This window comes from Arenibacter latericius DSM 15913, from assembly GCF_000424985.1.
GTDB lineage: Bacteria > Bacteroidota > Bacteroidia > Flavobacteriales > Flavobacteriaceae > Arenibacter > Arenibacter latericius.
In genome coordinates, this window is sequence record NZ_KE384287.1 from 1 (window position 1) to 17,529 (window position 17,529).

General features: G+C 36.4%; 20 protein-coding genes. 10 read left to right on the forward strand and 10 right to left on the reverse strand.

Going from position 1 to position 17,529, the window contains the following annotated elements:
- Positions 1–298, reverse strand: a 298-nt coding sequence (locus H344_RS20770) for an IS1/IS1595 family N-terminal zinc-binding domain-containing protein (protein WP_034256975.1), incomplete at its 3' end; no start/stop codon positions are given.
- Positions 299–493: 195 nt separating this feature from the next.
- Here H344_RS20770 and H344_RS21815 point away from each other — a divergent pair.
- From H344_RS21815 to rimK, 6 genes are all read left to right on the forward strand, one after another.
- The gene (locus H344_RS21815; protein ID WP_157378384.1) at positions 494–664 is read left to right on the forward strand and encodes a hypothetical protein; all 171 of its coding nucleotides are present in this window, start codon (positions 494–496) and stop codon (positions 662–664) included.
- 71 nt (positions 665–735) lie between these two features.
- Positions 736–2,160, forward strand: coding sequence for an arginine decarboxylase (locus tag H344_RS0117845; protein WP_026811511.1), 1,425 nt, complete (start codon positions 736–738; stop codon positions 2,158–2,160).
- 70 nt (positions 2,161–2,230) lie between these two features.
- Entirely contained in the window at positions 2,231–3,175 is a 945-nt protein-coding gene (gene speB / locus H344_RS0117850; RefSeq protein ID WP_026811512.1) for an agmatinase, read from the forward strand.
- Entirely contained in the window at positions 3,162–4,139 is a 978-nt protein-coding gene (locus H344_RS0117855; protein ID WP_026811513.1) for a deoxyhypusine synthase family protein, read from the forward strand. Before speB ends, H344_RS0117855 begins: the two co-directional genes overlap by 14 nt.
- 3 nt (positions 4,140–4,142) lie before the next feature.
- On the forward strand, positions 4,143–4,451 hold the full coding sequence (locus H344_RS0117860) for a hypothetical protein (RefSeq protein WP_026811514.1): 309 nt from the start codon (positions 4,143–4,145) through the stop codon (positions 4,449–4,451).
- 255 nt (positions 4,452–4,706) lie between these two features.
- The gene (rimK, locus tag H344_RS0117865) at positions 4,707–6,086 is read left to right on the forward strand and encodes a 30S ribosomal protein S6--L-glutamate ligase (protein WP_026811515.1); all 1,380 of its coding nucleotides are present in this window, start codon (positions 4,707–4,709) and stop codon (positions 6,084–6,086) included.
- Positions 6,087–6,095: 9 nt separating this feature from the next.
- Here the strand turns inward: rimK and H344_RS0117870 are convergent, their stop codons facing one another.
- Complete coding sequence (locus H344_RS0117870) at positions 6,096–7,037, reverse strand: NAD-dependent epimerase/dehydratase family protein (RefSeq protein WP_026811516.1); 942 nt, start codon at positions 7,035–7,037, stop codon at positions 6,096–6,098.
- A gap of 65 nt (positions 7,038–7,102) precedes the next feature.
- Here H344_RS0117870 and H344_RS0117875 point away from each other — a divergent pair, with 65 nt between their 5' ends.
- Complete coding sequence (locus H344_RS0117875; protein ID WP_026811517.1) at positions 7,103–7,597, forward strand: hypothetical protein; 495 nt, start codon at positions 7,103–7,105, stop codon at positions 7,595–7,597.
- Positions 7,590–8,090: a nuclear transport factor 2 family protein gene (locus tag H344_RS0117880; RefSeq protein ID WP_026811518.1), complete on the forward strand. Its 501-nt coding sequence runs from the start codon at positions 7,590–7,592 to the stop codon at positions 8,088–8,090. Before H344_RS0117875 ends, H344_RS0117880 begins: the two co-directional genes overlap by 8 nt.
- A gap of 120 nt (positions 8,091–8,210) precedes the next feature.
- Here the strand turns inward: H344_RS0117880 and H344_RS0117885 are convergent, their stop codons facing one another.
- The 4 genes from H344_RS0117885 to H344_RS0117900 form a co-directional block, all read right to left on the reverse strand.
- On the reverse strand, positions 8,211–8,915 hold the full coding sequence (locus tag H344_RS0117885; protein WP_026811519.1) for a tetratricopeptide repeat protein: 705 nt from the start codon (positions 8,913–8,915) through the stop codon (positions 8,211–8,213).
- Between the two features lie 128 nt (positions 8,916–9,043).
- Positions 9,044–9,430 (reverse strand): hypothetical protein, encoded by a 387-nt coding sequence (locus H344_RS0117890; RefSeq protein ID WP_026811520.1) that lies wholly within the window; start codon positions 9,428–9,430, stop codon positions 9,044–9,046.
- Positions 9,431–9,552: 122 nt separating this feature from the next.
- Complete coding sequence (locus tag H344_RS0117895) at positions 9,553–10,362, reverse strand: SDR family oxidoreductase (RefSeq protein ID WP_026811521.1); 810 nt, start codon at positions 10,360–10,362, stop codon at positions 9,553–9,555.
- Entirely contained in the window at positions 10,355–12,643 is a 2,289-nt protein-coding gene (locus H344_RS0117900; protein ID WP_026811522.1) for a M28 family peptidase, read from the reverse strand. The genes H344_RS0117895 and H344_RS0117900 overlap by 8 nt, the downstream gene beginning before the upstream one ends.
- Positions 12,644–12,856: 213 nt before the next feature.
- Between H344_RS0117900 and H344_RS0117905 the strand changes: the two genes are divergently transcribed.
- Positions 12,857–13,321, forward strand: coding sequence for a CBS domain-containing protein (locus tag H344_RS0117905; protein WP_026811523.1), 465 nt, complete (start codon positions 12,857–12,859; stop codon positions 13,319–13,321).
- A gap of 97 nt (positions 13,322–13,418) precedes the next feature.
- On the opposite strand, the gene H344_RS0117910 is transcribed toward H344_RS0117905, so the two are convergent.
- The 4 genes from H344_RS0117910 to H344_RS0117925 form a co-directional block, all read right to left on the reverse strand.
- Positions 13,419–13,769, reverse strand: a complete 351-nt coding sequence (locus H344_RS0117910; RefSeq protein WP_026811524.1) for a hypothetical protein — start codon at positions 13,767–13,769, stop codon at positions 13,419–13,421.
- Positions 13,770–13,969: 200 nt separating this feature from the next.
- Entirely contained in the window at positions 13,970–14,353 is a 384-nt protein-coding gene (gloA2, locus tag H344_RS0117915) for an SMU1112c/YaeR family gloxylase I-like metalloprotein (protein WP_026811525.1), read from the reverse strand.
- 18 nt (positions 14,354–14,371) lie between these two features.
- Positions 14,372–14,944 carry a pentapeptide repeat-containing protein gene (locus H344_RS0117920; protein WP_026811526.1) on the reverse strand — a complete coding sequence of 191 codons (573 nt, stop codon included), beginning with the start codon at positions 14,942–14,944 and terminating at the stop codon, positions 14,372–14,374.
- A gap of 180 nt (positions 14,945–15,124) precedes the next feature.
- Positions 15,125–16,720 (reverse strand): M60 family metallopeptidase, encoded by a 1,596-nt coding sequence (locus H344_RS0117925; RefSeq protein WP_026811527.1) that lies wholly within the window; start codon positions 16,718–16,720, stop codon positions 15,125–15,127.
- Positions 16,721–17,032: 312 nt separating this feature from the next.
- On the opposite strand from H344_RS0117925, the gene H344_RS0117930 reads away from it, so the two are divergent.
- Entirely contained in the window at positions 17,033–17,365 is a 333-nt protein-coding gene (locus H344_RS0117930) for a single-stranded DNA-binding protein (RefSeq protein WP_026811528.1), read from the forward strand.
- Positions 17,366–17,529 lie beyond the last annotated feature (164 nt).

Here is a 17,529-nt window from a genome sequence, read left to right on the forward strand (position 1 = left end):
CGTCTATCTTGTCCTTCTTGTGCAGCCCCGCCATCCAAGTGCCCGTATATTCGGTAAAGCTTCTCTTGCAGGACTTGCATTTATAGCGCTGTGCACCCTTGTCCTTTCCGAAACGGACATATTTGGTATGGCCACAGTGCGGGCACTCGCCCATCATATTGTCGAGAAGATGTCGGCGGGAGGCCTGTGCCCTTGGACTTCCCGTAGTCACATCGTGCTTTTCGATATCCTTGAGCAATCTCCGCCTGTCCACCAGAGGAAGCGAAAGGATCTTTTGTTTTAATTCTTCTAGTTCCATACCTAAAGATACAAATAATAGCTATTATAAACTAGAGCCCTTTTTAGCCGTGTTTATTAGGAGAGGGAAAAAGAACAATAAAAAGTTTGTCCTAAATTTTTTTAAAAACGTTGTTTTTCCAATTTTTTTGTTTTCATTTGTCGCCTCAAATAAGCATTAAATTTAGTTAGGACAAAAAGTCTTACTTTATTAAAGATGAACCGTTTTTATAGATTTGGACAATGTAGTCAGGGACATATATCCCCATTAAACCTGCAAGTGGTCCATAGCCGTAAATTGCAACAAACGCTATATGCTTATCCCATTGTAGCAAGTCAGCATGTGTATTTTTTTAGACCTACCACAGAAAAAGAGTTAATAGTATAGGGTTTAGTATTTATTCCTATATTGATTGAATACATAATACTATTTACTTATTTTTATTAGACTATTTTTTTATGAATACTAAATATATCAACTTAATAGATCAGACCTATTACTTTCCACAAGAGGAGTTTACCCTGGAGAACGATGGTCTAAAGTTTCACGATATCCCTCTTATGGATTTAGTGGAGAAGTACGGAAGTCCTTTAAAATTTACCTACCTGCCTAAAATATCAGACAATATAAACAAGGCAAAGGAGTGGTTTAAATTGGCTATGGAAAAGAATAATTATAAGGGTAAATACCATTATTGTTATTGTACAAAGAGTTCTCATTTTAAACCTGTATTAAACGAAGCCTTGAAAAATGACATTCATATTGAGACTTCTTCGGCTTTTGATATCAATATCGTAGAGAAGTTAAAAGAAACAGGTAAGATAAAAGACGATACCTATGTTATTTGTAATGGTTTTAAAAGAGACCAGTACATCTCCAATATTGCTAGGCTTATAAACAACGGGCACCAGAACTGTATTCCAATTATAGATAACTATGAGGAGTTAGATCTTTTGACCGATGCTATAAACGATACGTTTAAAGTGGGGATTCGTATTGCCTCTGAAGAGGAACCAAAATTTGAATTCTACACCTCTCGTTTAGGAATAGGATATAAAAATATTGTACCTTTTTACGACAATCAGATTCGGGACAATGATAAGGTGGAACTAAAAATGCTTCATTTCTTCATTAATACCGGTATTCGTGATAATGCTTATTATTGGAATGAGTTAGTAAAATGTTTAAAAGTGTACATTAGACTAAAAAAGGTTTGCCCATCTTTGGATAGCCTTAATATTGGCGGGGGGTTCCCTATTAAGAATTCCTTGGCATTTGATTATGATTATCAGTATATGATTGATGAGATCATTAATCAGATTAACATTGCCTGCCAAGAAGCAGACGTTCCTGTACCTAATATCTTTACCGAATTTGGAAGTTTTACCGTTGGGGAAAGTGGAGGTGCTATTTATGAAATACTGTATCAGAAACAACAGAATGATAGAGAGAAATGGAATATGATAGACTCTTCTTTCATTACTACCCTTCCAGATACTTGGGCTATTAACAAACGATTTATTATGTTGGCCATTAACCGTTGGAATGATGAGTATGAGCGAGTGCTTTTGGGCGGGTTAACCTGTGATAGTGACGATTATTATAATAGTGAGCAGAATATGAACGCTATTTATTTGCCAAAGTATAAGAGAGATAAACCTTTGTATATTGGTTTCTTTAATACAGGTGCATACCAAGAATCAATTGGGGGTTATGGTGGTTTACAGCATTGTTTAATTCCACACCCAAAACATATCTTAATAGATAGGGATGAGAATGGTAATATAACGACGGAACTGTTCAGTGAGCAGCAAAAGGCCGAAGATCTGCTAAATATATTGGGCTATGGTCCAGGGCAGAACGGGAAGGCTACATCAGTTTAAAACTGTATATTTAAATTTAACCAGTCTGCCCAATGGCAGGCCTGCCAATAAAAACAATAAATTTTAACAAATGAAAACAACTAACAATTACGCTGGCATACCAAACGAGTTTGCGCAATTGGAAAAGGCTAAGGTAGTATTAATACCTGTGCCATATGATGGAACCAGTACTTGGGGAAAAGGAGCAGATAAAGGACCAGAAGCCTTTTTAGAAGCTTCAGAGAACATGGAGCTATACGATATAGAAACAGATTCTGAAGTATACCAGCAAGGAGTGTATTTAGCCAATCCTGTGGATGAAAAAAGTTCTCCAGAGGCTATGGTGAATGCAGTGCATGATAAAACTAAAGAATATATAAAACGTAATAAGTTTGTTACAGTATTTGGTGGAGAGCACTCTATCTCTATTGGAACTATTAGAGCGTTTAATGAGTGTTTTGATAACCTTACGGTATTGCATATTGATGCGCATGCAGATCTAAGAGAGTCTTATGACGGTACTAAATACAATCACGCTTGTGCAGTACATGAGGCTAGTCAGACTACCAATCTTATTCAAGTTGGTATCCGTAGTATGGATGCTATTGAAAAAACATTTATGGATGAGGAGAAAACATTTTTCGCCCATGATATGGTATTAGACGAGTATTGGATGGATAAGGTGGTAGATCTAATGACAGACAATGTGTTTATTACTTTTGATCTAGATGCTTTGGATCCTTCCATTATGCCATCTACAGGTACTCCTGAACCAGGAGGCTTGTTCTATTATGAAACCTTAGAGTTTTTAAAACAAGTATTTACTGAAAAGAATGTAGTTGGGTTTGATATTGTGGAGCTTTGCCCCAATGAGAATGAAAAATCCTCCAATTTTTTAGCCGCCAAATTATATTATAAGATGTTGAGTTACAAGTTTATGGGAGAAGCCATAACTGATGAATACGACAATACTTATGACGTACACGCGAAAGTAACAGGTAATAATCAATCAAAATTTGAAGATGACGACGAATAAAGGAGCAATTTCTAACTTTATAGAGAAATATTATTTGCATTTTAATGCTGCGGCATTGGTAGATGCGGCAAAAGGATATGAGGCTCAACTGGCCCAAGGATCTAAAATGTTGGTATCCATGGCAGGTGCTATGAGTACCGCGGAGATCGGTAAAATATTTGCTGAGATGATCCGTCAAGATAAGGTGCATATCATTTCTTGTACAGGAGCCAACTTGGAGGAAGATATTATGAACCTGGTAGCTCACTCTCATTATAAAAGAGTGCCAAACTACAGGGACTTAACACCACAGGAGGAATGGGATTTAATGGAAAAAGGTCTTAACAGAGTAACTGATACCTGTATTCCAGAGGAAGAGGCTTTTAGAAGATTGCAAAAACATATTCATAAAATATGGAAAGATGCTGAAGAAAAAGGAGAACGTTACCTTCCGCACGAGTATATGTATAAGATGCTTTTGTCTGGGGTATTAGAAGAGTACTATGAGATAGATATTAAAGACTCTTGGATGTACGCTGCAGCAGAGAAGAATTTACCCATAATTTGCCCAGGTTGGGAAGATAGTACTATGGGGAATATCTTTGCTTCTTATGTGGTAAAAGGAGATTTAAAAGCTAGCACCGTAAAATCTGGGATAGAGTATATGACCTTCTTAGCAGATTGGTATACTGAGAATTCTGAAAACGGAATTGGATTCTTCCAGATTGGTGGAGGTATTTCAGGAGATTTCCCTATATGTGTTGTCCCAATGCTTTACCAAGACCTTGAACGCACAGATACGCCATTTTGGAGCTATTTCTGTCAGATAAGCGATTCTACTACTAGTTATGGATCGTACTCCGGCGCTGTCCCCAATGAAAAAATCACTTGGGGTAAACTAGATGTAAATACTCCCAAATTTATAATTGAAAGTGACGCTACTATTGTAGCACCCCTAATTTTTGCTTACTTATTAGATATGTAGTTTATGGATAATTTAAAAAGAGTTATAGTTGATTTCAAAAAACTTACGCCCGAGGTCTTAAAGCTTTTGGTTGAGAAGTACCCCGATGGATATGATGATCTTAATATAATTACCTTTAAGAACGCTAAAGGAGAACGAGTAGAAGCGGTAGAAGTTACTACTGAAGATACTAAGTACCTGGTAAAGATCAGTGCTAAGTTAGAGATGACCATGGCTAATTATGATGAGGATGATTATGAAGATTTTGATGATGATGATCCAGATGCTATTCCAGATGTAGACCTCGAAGGAATTGAGGATGATGAAGACTAGAAATGCAATATAAGCTGCGGACTATCCTATATAGTTTTGATGGCTTATAAGTAACTACTAGATAATAGTCCAAAGGCCTCCAACTGGTGGCCTTTGGTTCTTTTAGGTCTTAAGTAGTGTTTAGTAAGTTTTACTTTCCTCAATTTAGAAGAAAGAAATACGAATTCTTAAGACTAATTATCTAATACAGTAAGTATTTTAAATATAAAAAGGGCAATTAGTTTATTTTGCGCTCAAAAAAATAGAATAAAAAGAATGACAACAGATCAGCTCGATATCATAGGAAGTGAAGAATGGTGTGTTTTTAAGGAACTAGAAATTCCTGCTATAAAGGCTAGGGTAGATTCTGGTGCTAAAACCTCTTCTATACAAGCTAATAATGTAAAAGTATTCACTAGAGGAGCCCATGAGTGGGTTAGATTTGAGGTTAATCCTTTACAGGATAATAGAAGTATAAGTATTGAGTGTAATGCTCGATTGATAGATAGGAGGGTGGTAAAGAGTTCTTCTGGGATATCAGAGGAACGCTTTGTAATTAAAACTCCAGTTACTTTGGGAGAGAAGACTTTTGACATTGAACTTACCCTAGCCAATAGGGATACCATGGAGTATAGAATGCTTTTGGGTAGGGAAGCCTTAAATGGCAGATATGTGGTTAATCCCGCAGTTAGTTTTAATGTAAAGGATATGAGTCTAAAGGAGATTGGCGAAAATTATGCTTCTTTTGTAAAAGAGAAAACAGGATTAAAAATTGCCCTTCTCGCTAGTAATCCAAATCTGTACAGTAACAAAAGAATAATGGAAGCTGGTGAGGCTCGTGGTCATGAAATGGTATTTCTAAATGTAGAACATGCCTATATGAAGCTAGATGCCAATTCCCCGGAAATTAGGTATAGAGGAGGTAATATTTTAAATGAGTTTGATGCTATTATTCCAAGGATAAAACCTGCTGTTACTTTTTACGGCTGTGCTTTACTGCGTCAGTTTGATACCTTAGGGGTGTATTGCTTAAATTCAGCGGAAGCTATTACCCAGTCTAGAGATAAGCTCTTTGCCTCACAGTTATTTTCTAAAAACGACATTCATATTCCTATTACTGGATTTGCAAAGTCGCCTATGGATACTAAGGATTTAATCCGAATGGTAAACGGGGCGCCATTGATTATAAAGTTATTGGAGAGTACGCAAGGGAAAGGTGTTGTTTTGGCGGAAACAAATAAGGCTGCAGAGAGCGTTATAAACGCATTTAAAAGTGTGCAGACTAATATCTTAGTGCAAGAGTTTATAAAGGAAGCTAACGGACAGGATATTCGTTGTTTTGTAATTAATGGAAAGGTAGTAGCCTCTATGCAACGTCAGGCTGCAAAAGGGGAATTCCGAGCAAATTTACACCAAGGAGGATCGGCTTCTGTTATAAAGATTACAGCGGAAGAAAGAAGATTGGCCATTAAAGCTGCTAAAGTCCTTAATTTGGCAGTTGCCGGAGTAGATATAATTAGATCTAACAAAGGCCCATTACTTCTAGAGGTGAATTCTTCCCCAGGATTAGAAGGGATTGAAAATGCCACAGGAAAGGACATTGCCAATACTATGATTACTGCAATAGAAAAGAAATTAAAATTTAGCCTATTATAAGGAACTGGGCTAATTGCCCAGGTTCCTTATCATTTCTTCTGTAGTCTTATCAAGATCAAATTGAGACTTCCAATCCCAGTCTCTTTGTGCAGCAGAATCATCAATACTACTAGGCCATGAGTCAGCAATATCTTGTCTGAAATCGGGTTCGTATTCAATTTCAAAATTAGGATATTGCTTTCTTATGGAGCTAGTAATCTCTGCTGGTGTAAAACTCATTCCAGCCAAATTATAAGAGGACCTTTCTGTAATTTTTTCTGCATCACATTCCATAATAGCAATAGTTGCTCTTATGGCATCGTCCATATACATCATAGGAAGCTTTGTACCCTCATTTAAAAAGCACTTATATTTTTTGCTGGCAAGTGCATTATGGAATATATCAATAGCATAATCGGTAGTACCTCCTCCGGGAAGTGTTTTCCAACTGATTAATCCTGGGTAACGTACGCTTCTTACATCTACTCCATACTTTTTAAAGTAATAGGAGCACCAGCGTTCTCCAGATTGCTTGCTAATTCCATAAACGGTACTAGGTTCCATAATAGTGTGCTGTGGAGTGCCCTCTTTAGGAGTAGTAGGTCCAAATACAGCAATACTAGAAGGCCAAAATACCTTATTTATCTTTTTATCTTTTGCTAAATTTAAAACGTGGAAAAGGGAGTTCATATTAAGATCCCAGGCACGCATAGGGAATTTTTCAGCTGTTGCACTTAACATTGCAGCCATTAGATACACTTCCTCAATCTCGTAGTGCATAACTACGTTTTCTACTGCCTTATAATCAGTGGCATCCAATATTTCAAAAGGCCCAGATTCCATTAAGCTTTGGTTGCCTTCTCTAATGTCACTAGCAATCACTTGGTCATTGCCATAGCGCTCGCGTAATGCTAGGGTTAATTCTGTTCCTATTTGCCCGCAGGCACCTATAATTAAAATTGATTTTCCCATTAAAATGTAGTCAAATAATATTTGGTGCAAATATACCTTTTTATTAAAATTCGTACCTTCGTCATATGGGAAAATTTATGTTATTGGTTATAGTGTTCTGCTTAGCATTATCCTGCAAGCAAGGCACAGAAAAAGAAACCTTAGAGGAAAAACCAGAGGTGTTTTTAAGTGTAGATTCGCTTCCTAGACCAATAGCGGTAAATGCGAAGGTTACAGAACTTTTAAAGGGATGGCAGGCCTTTAAAGACATGGAAAATACCTTTGAGTCCTTGTACCGTGTAGATAACCGGGAAGACCTTAGCTTGGTAATAGAAGACCTCATTGAAAAACAGAAGCAATTGGAAGCTTCAGAATATCCCGAAATGTTCAATAAGCCTCAGATTAAGAGTAGGCAGAAAGTATTTCAGACCTATATTCTTAAAACTAAAGGAAACTTGGAATACCGAGTAAATACCAATGAATCTACTATGGCAATGATAGAGGCTTATAATGCCTTTAGAGGGCAATTTAATGTGCTAGTAAATAGTGAGTTAGATACAACTTTGATTTTTAATGAATAGGACAATACCTCTATTAGTTTTATTACTTTTTAGTACCCTTATCTGGTCTCAGGAAGATAGGGTAGAAGATGAGGTGCGTTCTGTAATTAAACAATGGCATCTTGCTGCTTCAGAAGCACGCTTTAATGATTATTTTGAGGCTATGTCTCCTAATGCAATTTTTATTGGGACAGAAGCTGGGGAGAATTGGCGTAAAGATAAATTTATGGCTTATGCTAAGCCTCATTTTGATAAAGGAAAGGCATGGGATTTTAAAATACTAGAACAGCATCTCTATTTTAATGAAAGTAAGGATATAGCCTGGTTTGATGAGTTGCTAGATACCCAAATGAAACTGTGTCGCGGTTCTGGGGTGTTGCAAAAAATAGAAGGGGAGTGGAAAATTGCTCATTATGTACTTTCTATAGTTATACCAAATGATAATGTGACCGAAGTAGTCCTCATTAAACAGGAAACGGACAACAAGATAATAGAGCAATTAAAGAATCAATAATGAATTATACAATTAGATAGATTTTAGCTCAACAAGAAATATATTTAATTGTACTGCATAAAAAAAGCCACTGAAGTTAGTGGCTTTTTTATTTTGTGGGTGAGCGTAGCTCTTTATAGTCTATTCCTTAGTTTCAGTTGCCTCAGATTTTTCTTTTCTAGACTCTAATGCTTGCTTGCTTAAACTGGCCAAATTAAAATTCGGATCAATCTTTAAGGCCTCATTAATAGTGGCTAGCGCTTCGTCTATTTTGCTTTGGTCATTGTTGAATTGTACTAAGGCCTTAAGGTGAAGAAAGGCCGCTTTTAACGGAACTTCATAAGGTTGCTGTCTTTCGTAAAAAGCATACATCATATCGTCCTTAGCATTAGCTATGCCAAACTCAATATTGCTGGATGCTCCCGCATTGTCTCCTGTCTGAATTTTAAGGTCTGCTAATTCATACGCCAAGTAAGGGTTTGGACTTCTTTTGTTTAGGATTTCAAATTGCTCCAAAGCTCTTTTTGGTTGGTTTAAAGCTTTTAAGGAAATAGCTTTTACCTGTACGGCTAAGTCAGAATCATTTTCATTTTTCTCAATACCAATGGTGTTTAAGGCTTGAAGGTGCTGATTGTCGTTAGCATAGATGTAGGCCAAAGTATCCACACGCTCATTGCTAGGTGATAAAATGTTTAAATGAGTAATAGCATTAATTACGCCATCCACATCGCCTTGCAGTTTCATTTGATCATAAAAAGCCTCATAATGCTTAAGTAGCTCACTCTTGGTCTGCGCTGTAGCAGAAAATCCTACCATAAGAAGGAGTATCAATCCTATTTTTTTCATATTCTAATTTTTAGTGAGCCAAAGCTAGCAAATTATTTTATTTCTAGTGTTAAGGAAAGGCTTAAAGCTTTGATAGGCAAGAAAAAGGATGTTGTTAAGCATCCTTTAAAAGTAGTGTTAATGACTGTTTATACTAGCTTAGCTATAAGAACCATTTTAGAATCGCTTTTCCAATAGCTATTCAATATTTTTCTATAGAATGCAATACTGCTATTATCGTAATCTATGCATGATATTAAAAACTCTTCTAGGTCACCATAATACATATTGGTTTTCATAAGGGGAGTAGAGAAATTTAACTCCTTAGTGTCGTAATTGCTATCGTCCACAACTATATCCATAAATATCCGCTTGCGGTGATAATCTATAGAAATATCTGCAGCGTTATAGTGTCTCTTTAAAATCATTTCATGTAAATCTTGTGATTTACGGGTTATTTTTTCTTGTGAGCAGCTTTCAGAAATTAAGCTTATAATATCTATAAATAGACTGCTTTTTAGTTCTAAATTTTCCATCTTTCTTGTGTCTTTTTCCTTCCTCAAAGGTATGAGATATGGGTGAAGAGCCCGATTTTACCGTTGAACATTAACAATGTTACATGGGGAGTTGTTGTGAAAGTGGCAAAATGTGTGGTGAATCAACTGATAATTGATGTGTGATATTGGTAGATTTTAACAGTTTTGGGACTATTCTCTATAATTTTCGAGCTTTTTAGGTGGTTGCTAGGTAGGAAAGTAGGAGGAACTAGATCTATTTTACGCGCTTCAGAAGTGTAGTACTCCTCTTTTGTTGGATGTAGTGGGTAAACTCCGTTTATCAAAATATTAGAATGTTCTTTCTCAATTACAGTACGGATAAGCCCTATGCAATCATTTAAATGGATGAGGTTAACGGGATCCATTCCATTGGTAAGGTCTTTTTTTTCCGATAAAAATTTAGCTGGGTGTCTATTAGGTCCAATAAGTCCGCCAAATCGGATTATTGTGGTGTTCAGGTCTTTATTTTCCTTAAAAATAGCTTCTGTTTCAAAGAGTTGCCTTCCAGACTCCGTGTTAGGCTGAGGTTGGGTGTCTTCCGTAACCGTCCCTTGTAGGTCACCATAGACAGAGGTGCTACTAATAAAGATAATAGTTCTAATTTTTGTAGCTATGATTGCCTTATGTAAATGTGTTATCCTTTTAACATAGTTTTCCTTAGGATCACGTCGTAATCTAGGTGGTATATTAATGATTAATATGTCTATATCCGTTAAGAATCCATCAATATCACCAGTTATTCCATTTTCAGATAGCTTAATTAAATAAGGGGTGATCCCCTTTTCTTTTAACGCTTCTATTTTATCTTGGGAAGTAGTAGACCCGTGTACGGAGTATTTGTTTTTTACCATTGTGGAAGCTAAGGGAAGTCCCAGCCATCCACATCCTAAGATGCCTATGTTGCTATTCAAAATGTAGTTTTTTAGTAATTAGTATTGCGTCATTTAGCACAAAGGGCATCGGAATATTATCTTCAGGCCGTTGTGGAACACTAAATTGGGGGTGATTTAGTAAGTCATTAGAAGCTTCGTAGATGGTTAGTTCTAACTTACTTTGTTTGGGAATGACCAATTTTAAATGAGTAGGGTCATTGTCGCTCACGTAATGGGTAATCAGTTTGTTCCCTTTTCTGTTTTCTAAGTAGGAATCAGATAATGGGATGTTGTTAATAATCGCTTTTGATAGTTGTATGTCATTAGTAAATACCTCCAATCGGTTTATGGGTCTTTGTGGTGTAATAGATACTTCTAGCCACCTACTATCTCCTATTATGGTATCCTTTTCTATAGCTACTTTTGGTTGCGCTAAATCTTTTAAAGGAGCTTTAGCTATAAAACTAAATCCTGTACCGTATTTGCTACTTAGGTTTTTATGGCCAGTTGTTGTGGTAGGGATCTCTTTGTTTTCGCCAATATATTGTGAGGTCCAATTAGATAGCACCTGATCATAAGTGGCCCATTGCGCAGTATTACTTTCTGCATCTAAAAGATAGATAAGGCTTGTTGGCTTTGCTTGATCCTTGGTAAAACCAGAATTAAAATGGGCAGAAATGATAAACCCTACAAAGAGGAGAAGAGAGAGAGCTGCTAACCGTTGTTTAACTTTTATTCCTCCAAAAATAGGAAGCAAAAGGAAAAAGGTAAGGGAACTTAGTAAAGTGGAGGTGATGATCATTTTAAGACCTAGGCCCACGGGAAACATTTTTATAAGTGGCGAATAAATCCAAATGGCCGGTAATGCAAGGACTACAAACCATAAGGGTTGTGGAGATTTCTGATTTATCAGTATCCATAGTGATGCCAATAGGGCAAATACCGGTAATATGAAAAAACTACCACCTTTTAAATAAACGGCTAAAAGTCCGCAAATAATCAGCCAAAGAAATGCTGGTGCAATTACTAGGTTAGGAGCATCTGTTTTCCCAAATCGGTGGTAACACCAAAATGCTACTGCAATGGAGAGAAAAACAAACGCCGCTATATAAGTGTATCCATTATAAGTAAAGCCATGAAGGAGGTCTTGATATTGCGGATATATTTTTAGTAATACAGTCCATCCAAAATACCCTATTATGCCGTTAATAATTAGCGTCATAAGCATGGGGATAAATCCCTTTCCAATCCCTTTAAAATTTAGAGTATCCTTTTTGATTCCTAGGAAAACCAAAAACAAGAATATAACCACTGCCCCTATAAGCATAGGGTATATCCACTCAAATGGATAGGATAATAAGTTGAAAAAGGGAATATTAAAATATACCTGATCGTTTAGGCTTTTAAGTTGGGTGAGATCTGCATTGCTAAAATAAGATAACAACGGCATTAAATAGGCTCCTTGATGGGCTAAGGTTTTAGGATCTAATCGGTCATAATTATCTCTTACAGTATGGTAATCAAAATGATCATCAATAAAAGCAAAGTTAAAGCCGTCTATATCTCCATCTTCCCTAAAAACGGTTAGGTCGGTATCATTGGGAAGCATTTTGTAGATGCTATATACCAAAGAATTAGCTACTGGATAGGAGGGATTGGCATCTATAAAACCATTAATCAGAGAGCTGTTTCCTCGGTTGGTTTCTAAAAGCATATAGGAAGGTCCGCCGCTGCCCCTAGCCTCAAAATTCAGAGCTAATTTCACTTCTTTTGCCCATGGGTGGTTATTAACAAATAAATCTGCTCCATTTAAACCCAACTCCTCCGCATCTGAAAAAAGAATGATGATGTCGTTTTCCGGGTTGTTATTTGCGGATAAAAATGCTCTAACTCCTTCTAATATGGTAGCCACTCCACTAGCCGCATCACTTGCACCCAAAGAGGAGTGCGGACTACTGTCATAGTGTGATAATAAAAGCAATGCATTTCCTGACATACGGCCTTTTATACGAGCCATAACATTAGTGACCTTACTAAAATTTGCCCAATCCCCAGCAGTATATCCAGATTGTAAGATGGGTTCTAATCCAAGTTTTTCTAGCTCACCAATAAGGTATTCTCTAACCGTGGAATGAGCAGAAAAACCAACGGCATGAGGTTCAACTGACATGGTTTTTACGTGAGTAAAAGCACGATCTGTAGAAAACTGTGTTTCTTCTATGTCTATATCTGGAGTGTAAGTGGGCATGGATGTCCAGAATCCTAGGTATATAGCAAGAAGAATAAGTAATAGGGAAATAACGGTTGGGAATCTTTTCATAATATGTTTCCAAAACTTAAAAATAAGAAATTCTTTCTGCATACCATTATTGTTCGGTCTTCATTAGAGGTGTGTTTTATTGATGTAAGTGTAAGCAATAGCATATTGTTAGATAATTATGTAAAAAATTGACAAATTATCTTTGTAATTATTAATTAGTTGCGTAATACTCTTAAAAAAGCTATCTTTCCATTTAACCTTAAAATTAAATTCATGGCTATAAAGAACTTTCAAGGGTTTAGAAAACCGATAAAAAAGGAGTATGACGCCCCTATATTGGTTCAGGATTATATGTGTAAAAAATTGGTGACGTTTTCACCTGATCAGTCTATTTTAGCAGTAATGGAAGCATTTGCTAAGCACAAAATTTCCGGAGGCCCGGTGCTAGATGACAATGGTTTTTTGGTGGGTATTATTTCCGAAGCAGATTGTATGAAGGAGATTTCGGAAAGTCGATATTTTAACCAGCCCATAATGGATAAAAGTGTGGAGAAGTTTATGTCTAAGAACGTAGAAACCATACCTCATGATACTTCGATATTTGATGCTGCCGGAATTTTTGTGCAGCATAATAGGAGAAGATTACCAGTTATGAAAGATGATATTCTGGTAGGGCAAATTAGTCGTAAGGATATTGTTATTGCAGCCTTGAAGTTATGTGGTCATAATTATAAATAATTAGCAAGAAATCTTCAAAAACTTTCTTGCAATTATGCGCACGGAACCACTATTGATTCCTTATGAATGCTATAAATAAGTGCGGCTTAATATTGGCTTATTCTCGTTTTACAATCATATAATAATCATTGTCTAAAGGGAGATAGCCAAGATCATAAACAAAATAATAGGTGGTGCCTTTCTTAGTGGTGTACAAGTTGGTGAGGTATTCAAAATCGAATCCCTTATCCATTAACCGTGTTTTTGTAGTTTTAGTTTTTCCATCTTTAAGGGGAAAACTATCCAATATTCTATAGTTTTTTCGTAATCGGTTATTGATGTTGCGAACTAGGTTTTTACTGTCTTTATTTAATTTATTGTTATAGGAGTTTCTGCAATAATCGGAACAGAATTTTTTATCGATCCGACCTAAAATGTTATCCCCGCATTCCAAACATTCTCTTTCCATTGGCTACTTTTTTCTACTTTGCCGAGTATTAAATGTCTATTAAGCATACTTGCATACCCAATATAGTGAAAATATACCATCAGTCGATGCTATAGAGAAGTGTTGTGTTTCTAATAGGAGTAAGCTTGCTGCTGCAACTACACTGCGTAACTGGTAATCGCGTTGCATTCTTGGTGGTAAAAATAGGGGGGGATTAGGAATTACTTTTCGTATAGTTCTATTGGTAATTGGTCGGGATCAAATATAAAAGTGAATCTTTTATCAGTATGCTTATCTATACGAATCGCTTCAGCCACTATCTCAAATTTTGATAAATGAATAAGGGTTTTATCCAAATTATCAACTTCAAAAGCCAAATGACGTAATCCAGTTGCTTCTGGTCTGGACAATCGTTCGGGTGTTTCCGGAAAAGAAAAGAGTTCTATTATATAAGTGCCATTTAGCGCTAAGTCTAACTTGTAGGATTTTCTATCCTTCCTATATACTTCTCGGATAGGAGTTAGCCCTAAAATATCTATATAAAATGTTTTGGATTTCTCATAATCCGATGCAATAATGGCGATATGGTGAATGTTGTTGAGCAAGGTAGAATGAGGTTTTTTTTAGTCGATGTCTATATCATATTTTAACAAAAGCCCTAGAGCACCTTCTTTTGAAAACTTTGCTTTTTTAAGCTTGTTGTTTTCAGGGTCGATACTAATATTTACAGCAGTACGAAAATTTGTTTTGATTAAAACAGAGGACTCAAAAATAGCACCTTTTAAGTCGCAGTTTTCAAACATAGCATTAGAGAGATCACTCTGGGAGAAGTCGGCCTGATGAAGGCTACAATCTTCAAAAACAGTATTCTTAAGTGCTAGGTTGTAGAAAGAAGATAAGTTTAAGGAACAGCCTAAAAATTTAAAGGAGAGTAAAAAGGGATTGCAGTGATCAAATCTCACGCCTAACATTTTACAATTTTTAAATTCGCACTCTTTGATAGCGGTGTTAGTTAAGTTTACATTACTTAGATCGCATTCTAAAAAAGTACATTCCATAAAAGAGACGTTAGAAAGGTCTGCTTCTGTAAAAGCACAAGAATCAAAAACACAGTTCTCATATTCCCCTTTTGCTAACTTATTTATGGTGTAGTCTACACCTTTGTAGGTTTTGTCCATTATAAAGGGATTGTTCATCGGATTTAATTTTAATTTATAATAGTTAGCATTGCTCTCTCCATTGTGTGCTTGCTATTGCCCAAAGTTATGTCATTTTTTAATGCATTATTTCTAATGAGGCCTAATTAAAAACTATAAAGTCGGCCATCCTCATGGGATAGCCGACTTTAAATAATTGGCTGCTTATAGATCGATTTTCTAAAGGTCTTTTAACGTACTGATGTCAACCTTTGGTTTTGGTAAGTTCATGGCTTTAATTTCAGCCTTGCATTCATCTACCATCTCTTGAGTCATTTTATAGCTATAATTCCCGTAATCGTTATAATCAAATTCGCCTACATAGAAAAAACCATATTGATCAAAGAATTCGGTAAGATCGGTCTTACTAACTTCAGAAGCTGTCTTTACAAAATTAAGCTGGTGTTTAGCTGGGTTATTCCCTCTATCTCCCCATCCCCCAGAGCGACGCGGATGTCGACTTGCTTTTCTTACTTCTTCTCCTTGTTTGCGAAAGGCTTCAAAAAGGTCAGGATAAAAATCAGGATTGTTACCTATTCCCGAAAAATAAAGTTGTAATTGCCAAAAGGGTACAACACGGTTAAATACGTCACCATCCTGTAAGTAACTAATCTTGCCATCGATGATACTTTCACGGGATTTCTCATAGTTATTTTGATTGGAAATTCGACTTTTATTTCCAAACGAGGTGGTTACGTACAGAGAGAAAATATTGTTACTTACTTCTCCTAATCCGCCCCAGTTGAAATATGGACGCAATTGGTGAACATGACCTACCTCATGACTAAAGCCCCAGCAAGGATCGCCTTGGATTACGCGATTTGGGTCTACTACCATTGCCATAGCATTACCAGGATCTGTTCCCATATAGGCAACACCGTCGCCATCTCTAAACATATAATAGTTGTAGTTAACACGAGCTAGGATTCGGTTTTCTGGAACTTTATTGTATTTAATTAACCCTAAAATGCGGTGCTGCCTATAGACTAAGGAATCGTAATTGTTTAATAATTCCTTCCCTCTATTGTAGGCGTATTTTTTAATAGCTTCTGCGGGATAGGCAATCTGAATATGTTTACCTCTTGCATCCACAATCGGATATACAGCGTTGTCTACGAGAGAATTCCATTCCGCATCGGTATCAGTAGTGCTATCAAAATACCCATTAACAGCAGCAGATGGGAAGTGAACTTGGATAGTAGTCTCATTTTCTGGTTCATCGGAAAAATAGTCGATATAGGCTAAACCATCAAAATCGTTAAGATTTATTATGTTAACTCCATTCTGTAGTGTATATTTTTTATTTTGGATTCCCCATCCTGCGGGATCTTTAGAAGGGTTAATACCCTCTGGGGCTCTGCGGTTCCAGTTCGCGATAACTAAACCAACATTAGTGTCCTCCTTAATACCATCTACTAGTATAAGATGTTCGCCTTTTGAGAGATAGATACCAGTAATATTTTCATATTTGCTATATCCATCCCCAATCATGAGTTGCTGTCCTAGAACTTTTGGAGAAAGATAGGCTTCGTATTTGGCCATACGAAACTTCGTGTCATAGGTGTTGTTATATAGTGCACTTGCTGTTTCTCTTAGGCTTCTATTTTTCATTAAGGCAATATCTCTTTTCTTAACCTTCTTTTTTAAGGATAAAGCCATTGGTGTTTCAAATATCGTAAGGTCGTTATATAGAGAGGCTATCTCTGAAGCAGACTGACCAAATGTTTCAATAGAAAAGAAGGTGCAAATAAGACCTATAACAAGATGTTTTTTCATAAGTTTTTTTGTTGTGTTTTTAGTTAGTGATTTAACATATGCAAGGCGAAAGATAGTAATTATAATAGATTTTTTGCTTTTAAGGACGATTGTTGGATGGGAATGCGATTAAATGGATTTGCATATTAGGGTAATAAAAACAGGCTTTTACGGGGTTTATATTCAGACGTTAATCATGATGCTTTATTACGTACAAACGACTACAAACGTTTACAAGCGAAATTAAATAGTTATCAACCGAATAGTGGATTGGACTAGAGGTAGGTTTGTGGTATCAAAATTATTAACTGTTTAACACTAAAACTATTTATTATGAATGCACTTAAAAACAAAGTACAGTTGATTGGAAATTTGGGTAACGACCCGGAGATTGTAAATTTAGACGGAGGAGCAAAGTTGGCTAAGTTTTCTATAGCTACTAATGAAACCTTTAGAAATGCTAAAGGGGACAAGGTAACAGATACCCAATGGCATAATGTAGTGGCGTGGGGCAAGACGGCAGAGATCGTAGAAAATTATTTAACCAAAGGGAAAGAAGTTGCCATAGAGGGAAAGTTAACTACGAGAACTTATGAGACCAAGGAAGGGGAGAAGCGGTATATTACAGAAATCCGAATTAATGAGTTGTTGATGTTTGGGAAATAAACCGGGTAGTAACAATTTAGAAAGATCTGTTGTTTTATACTGCAGATCTTTTCTATCTAATGACGGCTATAGAATTATTTAGCCTGCCAAATCAAATTTCTTCTGCTGGTCGAACATTAATAGCTCTCCGCAGGAGAGATATAAAATAAATATAGGGAAACCAA

Excerpts from the sequence above, each read along its gene's own strand:
- H344_RS21815 (WP_157378384.1), top strand. The coding sequence starts at position 494 with ATGAACCGTTTTTATAGATTTGGACAATGTAGTCAGGGACATATATCC.
- H344_RS0117845 (WP_026811511.1), top strand. The coding sequence starts at position 736 with ATGAATACTAAATATATCAACTTAATAGATCAGACCTATTACTTTCCA.
- speB (WP_026811512.1), top strand. The coding sequence starts at position 2,231 with ATGAAAACAACTAACAATTACGCTGGCATACCAAACGAGTTTGCGCAA.
- H344_RS0117855 (WP_026811513.1), top strand. The coding sequence starts at position 3,162 with ATGACGACGAATAAAGGAGCAATTTCTAACTTTATAGAGAAATATTAT.
- H344_RS0117860 (WP_026811514.1), top strand. The coding sequence starts at position 4,143 with ATGGATAATTTAAAAAGAGTTATAGTTGATTTCAAAAAACTTACGCCC.
- rimK (WP_026811515.1), top strand. The coding sequence starts at position 4,707 with ATGACAACAGATCAGCTCGATATCATAGGAAGTGAAGAATGGTGTGTT.
- H344_RS0117870 (WP_026811516.1), bottom strand. The coding sequence starts at position 7,037 with ATGGGAAAATCAATTTTAATTATAGGTGCCTGCGGGCAAATAGGAACA.
- H344_RS0117875 (WP_026811517.1), top strand. The coding sequence starts at position 7,103 with ATGGGAAAATTTATGTTATTGGTTATAGTGTTCTGCTTAGCATTATCC.
- H344_RS0117880 (WP_026811518.1), top strand. The coding sequence starts at position 7,590 with ATGAATAGGACAATACCTCTATTAGTTTTATTACTTTTTAGTACCCTT.
- H344_RS0117885 (WP_026811519.1), bottom strand. The coding sequence starts at position 8,915 with ATGAAAAAAATAGGATTGATACTCCTTCTTATGGTAGGATTTTCTGCT.
- H344_RS0117890 (WP_026811520.1), bottom strand. The coding sequence starts at position 9,430 with ATGGAAAATTTAGAACTAAAAAGCAGTCTATTTATAGATATTATAAGC.
- H344_RS0117900 (WP_026811522.1), bottom strand. The coding sequence starts at position 12,643 with ATGAAAAGATTCCCAACCGTTATTTCCCTATTACTTATTCTTCTTGCT.
- H344_RS0117905 (WP_026811523.1), top strand. The coding sequence starts at position 12,857 with ATGGCTATAAAGAACTTTCAAGGGTTTAGAAAACCGATAAAAAAGGAG.
- H344_RS0117910 (WP_026811524.1), bottom strand. The coding sequence starts at position 13,769 with ATGGAAAGAGAATGTTTGGAATGCGGGGATAACATTTTAGGTCGGATC.
- H344_RS0117920 (WP_026811526.1), bottom strand. The coding sequence starts at position 14,944 with ATGAACAATCCCTTTATAATGGACAAAACCTACAAAGGTGTAGACTAC.
- H344_RS0117925 (WP_026811527.1), bottom strand. The coding sequence starts at position 16,720 with ATGAAAAAACATCTTGTTATAGGTCTTATTTGCACCTTCTTTTCTATT.
- H344_RS0117930 (WP_026811528.1), top strand. The coding sequence starts at position 17,033 with ATGAATGCACTTAAAAACAAAGTACAGTTGATTGGAAATTTGGGTAAC.